Source organism: Polyangium sorediatum (assembly GCF_029946465.1).
GTDB lineage: Bacteria > Myxococcota_A > Polyangia > Polyangiales > Polyangiaceae > Polyangium > Polyangium fumosum.
On sequence record NZ_JARZHI010000102.1, the window covers coordinates 18,856 to 29,704 of the forward strand.

General features: G+C 68.4%; 11 protein-coding genes. 7 read left to right on the top strand and 4 right to left on the bottom strand.

Annotation, left to right across the window (positions count from 1 at the left end; translation table 11 throughout):
- Positions 1-7: 7 nt before the first annotated feature.
- Positions 8-1,411, bottom strand: coding sequence for a hypothetical protein (locus QHF89_RS46290; protein ID WP_136973052.1), 1,404 nt, complete (start codon positions 1,409-1,411; stop codon positions 8-10).
- Positions 1,412-1,666: 255 nt separating this feature from the next.
- On the opposite strand from QHF89_RS46290, the gene QHF89_RS46295 reads away from it, so the two are divergent.
- Positions 1,667-4,834: a hybrid sensor histidine kinase/response regulator gene (locus QHF89_RS46295; RefSeq protein ID WP_136973051.1), complete on the top strand. Its 3,168-nt coding sequence runs from the start codon at positions 1,667-1,669 to the stop codon at positions 4,832-4,834.
- 34 nt (positions 4,835-4,868) lie between these two features.
- Here QHF89_RS46295 and QHF89_RS46300 read toward each other — a convergent pair whose 3' ends face one another.
- Entirely contained in the window at positions 4,869-5,324 is a 456-nt protein-coding gene (locus tag QHF89_RS46300) for a SpoIIAA family protein (protein WP_284721845.1), read from the bottom strand.
- 107 nt (positions 5,325-5,431) lie between these two features.
- On the opposite strand from QHF89_RS46300, the gene QHF89_RS46305 reads away from it, so the two are divergent.
- Together QHF89_RS46305 and QHF89_RS46310 are read left to right on the top strand one after the other, a co-directional pair.
- Positions 5,432-5,908: a hypothetical protein gene (locus QHF89_RS46305; RefSeq protein ID WP_136973049.1), complete on the top strand. Its 477-nt coding sequence runs from the start codon at positions 5,432-5,434 to the stop codon at positions 5,906-5,908.
- Between the two features lie 51 nt (positions 5,909-5,959).
- Entirely contained in the window at positions 5,960-6,616 is a 657-nt protein-coding gene (locus tag QHF89_RS46310; RefSeq protein WP_136973048.1) for a 2-hydroxychromene-2-carboxylate isomerase, read from the top strand.
- A 3-nt stretch (positions 6,617-6,619) separates the two neighbouring features.
- On the opposite strand, the gene QHF89_RS46315 is transcribed toward QHF89_RS46310, so the two are convergent.
- A complete protein-coding gene (locus QHF89_RS46315) occupies positions 6,620-7,036 on the bottom strand; it encodes a hypothetical protein (RefSeq protein ID WP_136973047.1) in 417 nt (138 codons plus the stop codon).
- Between the two features lie 118 nt (positions 7,037-7,154).
- Between QHF89_RS46315 and QHF89_RS46320 the strand changes: the two genes are divergently transcribed.
- Complete coding sequence (locus QHF89_RS46320) at positions 7,155-7,775, top strand: hypothetical protein (protein WP_136973046.1); 621 nt, start codon at positions 7,155-7,157, stop codon at positions 7,773-7,775.
- A 90-nt stretch (positions 7,776-7,865) separates the two neighbouring features.
- Entirely contained in the window at positions 7,866-8,666 is an 801-nt protein-coding gene (locus QHF89_RS46325) for a VOC family protein (RefSeq protein ID WP_136973045.1), read from the top strand.
- Between the two features lie 28 nt (positions 8,667-8,694).
- Here the strand turns inward: QHF89_RS46325 and QHF89_RS46330 are convergent, their stop codons facing one another.
- Entirely contained in the window at positions 8,695-9,567 is an 873-nt protein-coding gene (locus tag QHF89_RS46330; RefSeq protein ID WP_284721846.1) for an SDR family oxidoreductase, read from the bottom strand.
- 213 nt (positions 9,568-9,780) lie between these two features.
- On the opposite strand from QHF89_RS46330, the gene QHF89_RS46335 reads away from it, so the two are divergent.
- Both QHF89_RS46335 and QHF89_RS46340 read left to right on the top strand, forming a co-directional pair.
- On the top strand, positions 9,781-10,593 hold the full coding sequence (locus tag QHF89_RS46335; RefSeq protein ID WP_284721847.1) for a CPBP family intramembrane glutamic endopeptidase: 813 nt from the start codon (positions 9,781-9,783) through the stop codon (positions 10,591-10,593).
- A 57-nt stretch (positions 10,594-10,650) separates the two neighbouring features.
- A partial coding sequence (locus QHF89_RS46340) for a hypothetical protein (RefSeq protein WP_284721848.1) occupies positions 10,651-10,849 on the top strand: 199 nt, incomplete at its 3' end.

Below are 10,849 nucleotides of genomic sequence, written 5' to 3' on the forward strand. Positions count from 1 at the left end.
TATCCGCTCATTCGCCAACCGCAGCGCGCGTCTCGGCCGAGGTCACCGCCGTGAGGAACGGTTCGCCCCAGGAAGGCTCGGCGAGCAGGCCGAGGGCGCGGCGCAGGCGTGGCTCGGCGAACCTTCCGAGGCCGAGGAAATGAGCCTTCGCCGCGGCCTCGGTCGCCGGATCCGCGAGGCCCTTCGCCGCGGCAACGTCGCCTTCTTCGAGGTCGGGCGTGATCACCTCGACGCGGATCATCATGACACGGGTCACGTGGTCCGGGGCCGGGTCGACCGTGAGGGGCAACGTCGCGTCGGTCCAGGTCTGTGGCGCGAGGTAAAACACCCGCAGGCCCGGGGTGCGGAACCATTGCCGCTTCCAGGTGGCCACCATGGCGAGGGATTCGTCGTGGTAGAGCCCGGCGCCGTCGAGCGCGGTCGTGATGGACGCGCCGAGGTCCTCGACGAACACATCGAGCGTCTTGGCCGCGGCGAGCGCCGGGGCTTCGAGATCCACGGTTTGGCCAGGCGAGACGCCCGCGGGGACCACCGAGAACGCGCCGCCCGCCTCGCCCACGTTCACCACGAAGAGCGCCCCGAGCGCGTCGGGCAAGGTGTTCTCGACGCGGACCGTGCTCGCGGCCGCGGTCACGCGCGCGGGCGGCGTGAGGTTGCCGAGGCCACGATAAAAAAGAAAGCGCTCGGCCTCGGGCGCGCCGCTCGCCGTGGGTACGGCCGTCACGCGCACCGCATTCGCGTCGACGGCGCGCGCGTGGCTCCACGTGAACGCGTCGAGCGAGGCCTCGGGCAGCTCCACGTCGGCCCCGCGCGGCAGGATCTCCACCTCGCCCCAGTCGAGCAGCCCCTGCCCGACGATGCCGTATTTCTCCTGGCAGGTGGGACCGCTCCAGGGAAAGCTCGGATCGAGCACCGGATCGGCGTCCGCGAGGAGGTTCGGCGCCGCGTTCGCCTTCGCCACCCACGGATAGAAGCTCGCCACCGCGGGATACCATTGCGTGAGCACCCCGCTCGGGAACGCCACCTGCACGCGCGCCTGCATTGGTTTGTCCGAGTAAAAGTACGTGACGGGCGTCTCCATCTTGACGTGCACCGAGGTCGCCTCCGGCAGGGTCCCGGCGCGGATGCGGTCATAGACGAAGCTCGGCAGGTCCTCCTCCTCGTGGTGCAATCCACGCTGGAGCGAGCCGTCCGAGCCCACGACCACGGTATCGGTGCCCCACTCGTGCACGACGAATCCATGGCCCGGATACGCCGCTGAAGGCTCGGTCGAGGGCTGGGGCGCGCCGGACGAGCTCCCCTCCGCCGGCGCGGCGCCTCCGCTGGAGACGACCTCGACCGCACACGCGGGGACGAGGGCGAGGACGAGGGGGAGCAACACGACACGGGAACCAAACGATCGAAGGGTCATGGATGGCCTCCGCGCTCCCTCCGAGCAGGGCACGTGCCACACGGAAATACCTGTACTTTCACGCGGTCGCGCGCCGGGCGGTGGGAACCGGTTCCCACCGCCGATGGCAACCGGTCGCGGCGGGTTGTCGCTCGGGGTTCCCGAGCGCGCGCCCTTGGGAATCCCCTAACCTCCGCCTTGCTCCCCTCCTCATTGCCCCGAACCGTTAGGTCAGTTACGCTGGCTTTCCATTCGGGGTTCCCACGGATCAGGGTCATGCGTGTACCGTTGGTCCCCTCGTACGGAGGGGACTTTTTGCAAGATTGTCAGGAGGAACTCGCTCGTCGCCCGTCCAGGCAGCCTGATCACGCGGCCGAGAACCGCGCCCTCGTCGAGCTCGCCGAGGCGCTGACCGGGCCCCCGGAGGCCATTCTCCCAAAGCTCGTCGAGCTCGCCCTTTCCCTCTGCCAGGCCGACGCGGCCGGCGTGAGCCTCCTCGAGACCGAAGGCGACGAGGAGGTCTTCCGCTGGCGCGCCCTCGCGGGAGCGGACGTGGACCTCCTCGGCACGGTGATGCCCCGCTTCGAGAGCCCCTGCGGCGTCGTCGTCGCCCACAACGCCGCGCTGCTCTTTCGCGACCCCGCCCGCCACTTCACGGCCAAAGGCGTGCCCGACCTCGGCGTCGTCGAGGCGCTGACCGTCCCCTTCCACGACGGCGACAAACCCGTCGGTACGGTCTGGGTGTTCACGCGGAGCGAGACGCGCCGATTCGATCGCGAGGATGCCCGGATCCTCACGAGTTTGTCGCGGTTCGCCGCCAGCGCGACGAAAGCCCTCGCCGTATCCGAGGCGCAAAAACGCGCGAACGAGGCGCTCCGCGCGAGCGAAGCCCGGCATCGGTTCCTCGCGGACCTCGCCGCCGCCACGCAGCCGCTCACGGACGCGGACGAGATCATGGCCACCACGGCCCGGCACCTGGCCGAGCACCTCGACGCCGACCGCTGCGTGTATGCCGAGGTCGAGGACGACCGTACCTTCGTGGTCACGGACGATTACGCGCGGGGCCTCCCGAGCTTGGTGGGGCGCTGGCCGGTGGCCGGCTTCGGCCTGGAGTTCGAGCGGGCCATGCGGGCGAACCAGCCGTACGTGATGGATGACGTGGATCAGGACCCGCGGGCCGGGAGCGACCTCTCCGCGTATCGGGCGGCGAGCATCCAGGCCGCCATCGGCGTCCCGCTGCACAAGGCTGGCAAGTTCATCGCGGCGATGGCCGTCGACCAGGCGCGTCCGCGGCACTGGACCTCCGAGGAAGTGGACCTCGTCCGGCTCGTCGTGGGGCAGTGCTGGGAGGCCCTCGAACGAGCCCAAACGGTCCGACGCCTGCGCGAGCGGGACGAGCGCCTCGAATTCGCGGTCGAGCTCTCCGGGATCGGCTTCTGGCATTGTGATCTGCCGTTTGGCGAGCTGAGCTGGGACGAGCGCGTGAAGGAACATTTCTGGCTCCCGCCCGACGCCCGCGTGACGATCGACACGTTCTACGAGCGCATTCACCCGGACGATCGGGCGCGGACGCGGCAGGCCATCGAGACGTCGATCGACAAGGGAACGCCGTACGACACCGATTACCGGACGGTCGATCCGGACACCGGGGCGATCAAATGGATCCGCGCGCTCGGCGGGACGGCCTACGGGCCGGACGGGGCGGCGAAGCGCTTCGACGGGGTGACGGTCGACGCGACGGCCCGCAAGCACCACGAGGATCGGCTCGCGCGGCTGCTCGAACGCGAGCGCGAGCAAGCCCGGCTCCTCGAACAGGTGGCCGACGCGGCCCTCACGATCCACGCGTCCGCTTCGCTCGACAGCGTGCTCCGGGTGATCACCGAGGAAGCGCGGCGCATCATCGGCGCGCACCAGTCGGTCACCACCCTGATCAACGCCAATGACGGGTCCTTGTTGGTCAGCGCCACGTCCCTGTCGTCGAAGTACGAGGCCTTCCGCACGTACGATGTGGTGCCGACGGGCAAGGGCATTTACAGGCTCGTCAGCCAGACGAACCGCCCGATGCGGCTCACGCAGGCCGAGCTCGTGTCGCACCCAGCATGGCGAAACTTCAGCGGTGAGGCGGGCCGGCACCCGCCGCTGCGAGGCTGGCTGGCGGCGCCGTTCATCGGGCGGAACGGGAAAAACCTCGGCTTCATCCAGCTCTCCGACAAATACGATGGCGAGTTCACGGAGCAGGACGAGGCCATTTTGATCCAGCTCGCGCACATCGCGTCCGTGGCGATCCAGAACGCGCGGCTCTACGACGAATTGCGAGATCAGGACCGGCGCAAAGACGAATTTCTGGCGACCTTGGCGCACGAGCTCCGCAACCCGCTCGCGCCCATCCGGACGGGCCTGTCGCTCCTGCAAATGGCCCGCGACGAGGCGCAGGGGCAGCGCATCCGGGCGATGATGGAGCGGCAGGTCGGGCACATGGTGCGTATGGTGGACGATCTCCTCGACGTCTCGCGCATCACGCGCGGCAAGGTGGAGCTGCGCAAGGAGCGGGTGGAGCTCGGCGCGGTGCTGGAGAGCGCGCTGGAGACGAGCCGCCCGCTCATCGAGGCGGCCGGGCACGCGTTTTCCGTGTCGCTCCCGACCGAGCCGTTATGGCTCTCGGCGGACCCGACGCGGCTCGCGCAGGTCCTGGCGAACCTGCTCAACAACGCGGCGAAATACACGCCGGCGGGGGGCCGCATCCGGCTCGTCGCGGTGCAGGAGGACGCGCACATGGTCGTGCGGGTGGAGGACACCGGCGTGGGCATCCCGGCGGAGATGCGGACGAAGGTGTTCGACATGTTCACGCAAGTGGGCCGCTCGATCGACCGAGCGCAGGGAGGCCTGGGAATTGGTTTGACGCTGGTGCGGCGGCTCGTGGAGCTCCATGGGGGGACGGTGGAAGCCACGAGCGAAGGTCCGTCGCGAGGTTCGATTTTCACGGTCCGCCTGCCCCTCGGGGTCGCGGAGGAGACGCCCGCCAAGGGCTCGGGCGGCGACCTGCCGGGCAAAGGAGCGGCCGGGGGCATGAAGGTGCTGGTGGTAGACGACAACGTCGACGGCGCGGAGAGCCTGGCGGAGCTCTTGCAGCTCTCGGGACACACGACCGAAGTGGCGCACACGGGCCCCTCGGCGCTGGTCGCCGCGCGCGCGTTCGAGCCGGACGTGGTTTTCTTGGATATCGGGCTTCCGGGAATGACGGGATACGAGGTGGCACAACGGCTGCGGACCGAGGAGGGCTTCGGCCGGCTGGTGCTGGTGGCGCTGACGGGCTGGGGGACGGACGAAGACCGGCGGCAAGCGCGCGAAGCGGGATTCGATTACCACCTGACGAAGCCGGTGGACCTCCAGGAGGTGCAGCGGATCGTGGAAGCGGCGGCGGCGAAGAGGAAGCGGGTGGCTTGAGCCGGGGGCGTAGGGCGCAGGCCGCCGCGACTCGTCACCGGTCGCCGCGCGCCGCGAGCTCGCGCCTGCGTTTGTCGATCCAGGCGCGCGCCTCTGCCTCCGTGCCGAAGGTGACGAGCGGAGGGGCCTTGGGTTGAAGCAGCGACGTGGCCTTGTCGACGAGCGTCACGGCCATGCGTTGCCGGAAGGTCCCATTGTAGAGCACCATGCCCTTGTTTTCGGGCCGCACCGGCGTCTTCGCCGCGCGCGTGCGCGCCTCCGGGGTGATGGCGCCGAGGCGCCCGAGATCAACGAGCCAGAACACGTGCGCGAGCCCGCTCGTGTCGCAGAGGTGCGCGAATGCGTCGAAGAAGGCGGCGATGTCCTCCTCGGCGAGATCACCCGCGACGCGGATGAAGACGATGCCCGCGCTCTCGCACCGATAGGTGTGCCCCCCGGTCTGGTGCCAGCCATCGGAGCCGGAATCGTTCGTCGGGAGGTCCGGACGCATGAGCGTGGGGAAATACCACGGTCTTCCCGCGCCGGGGAAGGGAGGAATCACGCGCGGCCTTCGTCCCGGTTGACGCGGGCGTGTTTGGACGACTACCGTCCTCGGGCATGCGCCATTCGTCTTCCTGGCTCCTCGTGGCATCCCTCCTCGTCACCGCGTGCGCGGCGAGCGCCGGCCCCGGCAAGACGGCGGATTCCGAGGGCGCGAACGACATGGTCAAAGAATGCAACGCCGTCATCGAGGTGATCAACGGCGGCATGCAGAAGCTGAACACGTCCCAGGACGAGACGAAAGATGCGCGCGACACAGAGCAGCTCCGCGCGATGGCCGACGTGATGGACAGCGTCGGCCGGGATATCGAGGCCGTGCCCGTGACGCAGCCCGAGCTGGTCCGAAAGGTGGCCGATTACCGGGACATGGTACACGCCACCGCAAAGGCCGCGCGAGACCTGGCGCGTGCCATCGAAGCGAAGGACGTCCACGGGGCCAATGCGGCAACGTCCGCGCTCGGTACGGCCGTGAAGCGGGAGTCGCCGCTGGTCGACGCAATCAACACCTCCTGTCAATCCGGCACCGGAGGTTGATTCTCCGCTCCACGTCGACAGTCGCGTAGGTACGTACTACCGTTCTCCGGCATGCGTACCGTCCGGTTTTACTTCGACGTCATCAGCCCCTACGTCTGGCTCGCATGGACGCAGATCCACGAGGTCGAGGCGCGCACGGGCGCGCGTTTCGACCTCCAGCCCGTGCTGTTCGCGGGGTTGCTCCAGGCCAATGGGAACAAGGGACCCGCGGAGATCGCGTCGAAGCGCGTCCACCTGCTGCAGGACGTGGCGCGCTGGGCAATGACGTTGAAGCTTCGTTGTGCCGGTCCGCCGGCGCATCCGTTCAATCCGCTGAAGGCGCAGCGCATGTGCGCGGCCCTCGACGATCCGAACGCGCGGCGCCGCCTCGCCGGCGCGTTGATCGTCGCGACGTGGGAAAACGGCCGCGACTTGATGAACGACGCCGAGCTCCGCGCCATCGCCGACGAAGCGGGCCTCGACGGCGCCGCGCTGCTCGCCGCCGCCGAGGATCCCGCGGTGAAGGAGCGCCTCCGCCAGAACACCGAGCAGGCGCTCGCCGAGGGCGTCTTCGGCGTGCCGACGTTCCTCGTCGACGACCAGATTTTCTGGGGCAATGACCGGCTCGGGTTCCTGGAGACGTACCTCGCCGGGGGACTTCGTATCGACATGGCCGACGTGGAGGAGCGACGCGCGCGGCCGCGTGCAGCGGACCGCAAGAAGATGTAGCGCTCACTTCACCAGGCCGAGGCGAAGAAGCAGGAGGAAGGCGCGCTCCTTCCAGGTGAGGTCGGGGGACACGTAAAGGGAACGTACGGTCACCCGGCCGTCCCTCGGGGGGTGACTCGCGAATGCATGGGGGGCAGGCTGGTCGGTGGTTCGGGTTCGAAACGTCACCTCACGAGGGTCCCAGCCGCTCGATTGAAGGGCCTGGACGAGGTCGGGCTGCTCCGTCAGCAACGTGCATCGATAGGAATCCCAGAACATGTCCTCCCAGCGGCGATCGGTCAGTTCGGCGACGCGGATTCCACGCCATTCCACGAACCAGCCCTCGTCACGCCCGTAGTTCGCCGCCACGGCGCGCGCCCTCCGCCATCGGTCCGGCGGGTCTCGTGGGCTGTCTGCGTGCAGGTTCCGGTAGGGATTCATGTCCGCCGAGCGCCGGAGGCTTGTGTGTCGGAGTCTGCTCCCAGCCCCCAACGAACCGCAACCCGTTTCGCGGACAAAAGGGTCGCCTGCTTCTCCCCGTCCATGCCAGCATCGCCTCATGCGTGGCCCCCACCTGGCAGCTCTTTCCCTCGTGCTCTCCGTGGCGGGGCTCTGCTGCGGCCCGAGCCGCGCCCGTTTCGCGCCGCCCGAGGGCGCGCCCGAGCCGCCGGACGGCGAGGTCTGGTTCTGCGCGCATGCCATCACGCCGCATGACGTCTCGTGGTGCAAACGAGAGCGCGACGCGTGCGAAACGTACCGCACGAACATGATCAAGGCGAAGCGCGAGTTCCTCGAAGTGCCGGAACGAGCCCCGCATTCCTCCCGCATGCGCCCTGAAAACACCCCCGTCGCCGGCCCAGGAGGAGGCGACGACGAGATCCCCGAATCCGAGGAGCCGCCGCAGCCGGAAACCAATTCGCAGGGGCTGGAGGGCATCTGCGAGCTCAATCCCAGCTCATGCGGGTTCGTATCGCCACGCCCATCGGTCCCCACCTATTCGAACTGCGCCCCTCGGCCGAACGCATTCTGCACGGCCTACTACCACGAGTACAATTCCTATCGCCGCGACAAGGAGAATGAATGGCGCCATTTCTGCGCGGAGACCCGGGAGGCGTGCGAAGCATGGCGCGAGGACTGGCACCTGCACCTGACGAAACGTCCGTGCGAGGAGGTGCGCTGAGCCACGGCCCGGCCGCCCGAGATTTTTTCCGGAGCGACCGATGATTTTTCGCCGCGGGCCCGGTCTACGGGGAACGAAGGAGAGTCCACGATGACGACGGGCACGCGCAAAACACACGATTTCTGCTGGATCAACCTGATGACCCCGGAGGCCGAGCGCGCGCGCGCGTTCTTCGGGACGCTCTTCGGCTGGACGTACCGCGAGATGCCGGGCGTCCCCGGCGCTCAGCACATCCTCGTCGGCGACCGCACGGCCGGCGCGCTCATGGATCTTTCGGCGCCGAACATGCCCCCCGACATCCCGCCGTTCATCGGCGTCATGGTGAAGGTCGAGAACGCCGACGCTGCCGTCGCAAAGGTCACCTCGCTCGGCGGGAGCGCCGAGCCGGTGTTTGATATGCTCGACAACGGCAGGATGGCCCAGTGCGCGGATCCGAACGGCGCCGTCTTCTTCGTGTGGCAGGCGAAGAAGCAGCACGGCATCGACGTCGACAGCCACGCGCACGGCGCGCCGAGCTGGTACGAGACGCTCACGAGTGATCTGGGCCGAGCGACCTCGTTTTACGCGGCGCTCTTCGGCTGGAAGCTGGAGGACCAGTGTCCGGTGCCCGGCATGACGTACACGCTCTTCAAGCTCGACAAGGTCCCCGTCGGCGGCGCGATGCAGCTCATGCCGGAGCACATGGGGGACGTCCCGCCGCACTGGGGCACGTCCTTCGCGGTCACCAATGCCGACGAAACGGCGCGCCTCGCCGTGGAGCTTGGCGCGACGCTCTGCATTCCCGTGTCGGAGCTCGCCGGGGTCGGGCGCTTCGCCTTGCTCAAGTCGCCGCAAGGCGTGTCATTCCACATCGTGGAATGGGCGTCCTTCCCCGACGGCGCAGCGAGCTGACGTCCGCGCCTTCGCGCCCCCCGCGGTCTTACTGAAACGCCTTCCCGTGGCTCTTCAGCCAATCGTCGAAGGTCCGGGCCTTGCGCCCGAGGATCTCCTCGACGGTCTGTGTGATCCTCGCCCCATGCCCGGCCTTGACCATGGCGTGGGCTTCGAGGACGGCACGAATGAACACCTCGGGGAGGCCCGCCTTCACCATTCCCTCGCGCGCTGCGGCCTCGGGCACGTCGACGAACTTGAGCGGCCTCCCGATCACCGCGCTGATCTTCGCCACCTCCTCTGCCGCGCTGAGCGCCTCCGGCCCGGTGAGCACGTACGATTTCCCCTCGTGCCCCGGGGAGATCAACACCTTCACGGCCACCGCCGCGATGTCGTGCGGGTCGATCGGCGCCGACTTCCCGTCGCCCGTCGGTTGAAAGACCACGCCCTGGCTCTTGATCGAGCCGACCCAATGCAGCGTATTCGACGCGAAGGCCCCCGGCTGGAGGATCGTCCAGGCGAGCCCCGAGGCCTTGATCTTCGCCTCGGCCTCGATGTGCCACTGGCCGAGCAGCGTCGCGAACGGCTCGACGACGGTCGACGACGAGAGCATCACGATGTGCTTCACGCCCGCCTTCTTCGCCGCGTCCGTCGCATTCCCCGCGAGCGTCGCCAGGTCGTCCCCTGCGAGGACGACGAACACCTTGTCCACGCCCGCGAACGCCGCGTCGAGCGTCTCGGGTTTCGTGAGATCGCCCTTTACGACCTCGACCTTGCCGCCGAGCTCTCCGAGCTTGGCCGGGTCGCGCACGAGCACGCGGACCTTCTGGCCCGCCTCGATGAGCTGCGCGAGCACCGCGCCGCCCACATTCCCTGTCGCTCCGATCACGAGAATCATCTGCCGCTCCCCTTCCTGGTGCATGTCGTACCCCATTCCCTGCACGAACGAAAGGACATGGGCGGAGCCTTGGCTAGCACTCCATTCTCCCTCCCCGGGTCCCCACCTCCAACGAACCGGAATCTTTCCAGTCGCTTGTCAGGGCGTCGTGGCTCGAGACGAACCAGTACCCTCCCCCTTGTGTCAATGATAGAGGGTTTCCAAGAGGAGGCCGCGCGGGGGAGCGGAAGAAGAAGATTGTTAAAGCACCCGCTGCTGGCCTTCTATGTTCTGGCCTGCGCCGTCACATGGGCCTTCCACATCCCGCTGGCGCTGGCCGCCGTAGGCGCGGTGGGCTGGAGGCTGCCCGCCTGGGTGCACGTGCTGGGCGCGCTTGGCCCGCTCGCCGCCTCACTGGGGATGACATGGGCCACACGCGGCCCCGCCGGGCTGCGCGACCTGGCGCGGCGGGCCACGACCTGGCAGGGCGGCTGGGGCTGGCTGGCCTTCGCGCTGCTCAGCCCCGGCGCGTGCTTTCTGGCCTCGGGCGCGGTCCTCTCGCTCTTCCGGGGCGACATGACCGCGCTGCGCGGCTTCGGTTATGCCGCCGAGCTGCCCCAGCTTGGCTGGCTGGGCACCTGGCTGTTGTGGACGCTCACCTTCGGCTTCTGCGAGGAGATGGGCTGGCGCGGCTTCATGCTGCCCCGCCTGCAGCAAGGGCGCGGGGCCTACGCGGCCACGCTGCTGCTGGGGCTGCTCTGGGCGTTCTGGCACGTGCCCTCGTTCTTCTACAATATGCCCGTCAACCCCATGGTGTGGGTCGCTTTCCTGATCAGCATCCTGGCTGGCTCGGTGGTGATGACGTGGCTCTACAACAGCACCGGCGGCAGCATCCTCATCCCCGCGCTGTGGCACGGCGCGTTCGACACGGCGGTGGCCGGGGCGGATGGGATGGTGGCCGGGGCGGTGAACGCCTGCGTGATCGCGGGCGCGATTGTGATTCTGCGGCGGTATGGGCCGGATGCGCTCTCGCCACAGCCCAAGCAGGTCGTGAGCAGGGGGCAAGAATGACGCAGGAGAAGAGGATCGAAGAGGCTCGCCCGTCGTCGCGGACGATCACCGCCATCGATGGCGACGCAGCTCGTTCCGATTCCTCTGCGCCAGGAATGCGACGCGCCTCCGCCAGATTTCGCCCTGGATGCCGGCAAATCACGGCATGAAAGCAGGTTTCCGCCTTCGGACGCGCGCAAATCCCGCGACGGTCTCCCGGTGCGTCCTTCGGACATGCTCGAACGATGCACAGGAGTGGTGTGCGTCACGTTTGGAA

Bases quoted from the DNA above. Each gene is read 5' to 3' on its own strand.
- QHF89_RS46290 (WP_136973052.1), bottom strand. From the start codon at position 1,411: ATGACCCTTCGATCGTTTGGTTCCCGTGTCGTGTTGCTCCCCCTCGTC.
- QHF89_RS46295 (WP_136973051.1), top strand. From the start codon at position 1,667: ATGCGTGTACCGTTGGTCCCCTCGTACGGAGGGGACTTTTTGCAAGAT.
- QHF89_RS46300 (WP_284721845.1), bottom strand. From the start codon at position 5,324: ATGCGTCCGGACCTCCCGACGAACGATTCCGGCTCCGATGGCTGGCAC.
- QHF89_RS46305 (WP_136973049.1), top strand. From the start codon at position 5,432: ATGCGCCATTCGTCTTCCTGGCTCCTCGTGGCATCCCTCCTCGTCACC.
- QHF89_RS46310 (WP_136973048.1), top strand. From the start codon at position 5,960: ATGCGTACCGTCCGGTTTTACTTCGACGTCATCAGCCCCTACGTCTGG.
- QHF89_RS46315 (WP_136973047.1), bottom strand. From the start codon at position 7,036: ATGAATCCCTACCGGAACCTGCACGCAGACAGCCCACGAGACCCGCCG.
- QHF89_RS46320 (WP_136973046.1), top strand. From the start codon at position 7,155: ATGCGTGGCCCCCACCTGGCAGCTCTTTCCCTCGTGCTCTCCGTGGCG.
- QHF89_RS46325 (WP_136973045.1), top strand. From the start codon at position 7,866: ATGACGACGGGCACGCGCAAAACACACGATTTCTGCTGGATCAACCTG.
- QHF89_RS46330 (WP_284721846.1), bottom strand. From the start codon at position 9,567: ATGCACCAGGAAGGGGAGCGGCAGATGATTCTCGTGATCGGAGCGACA.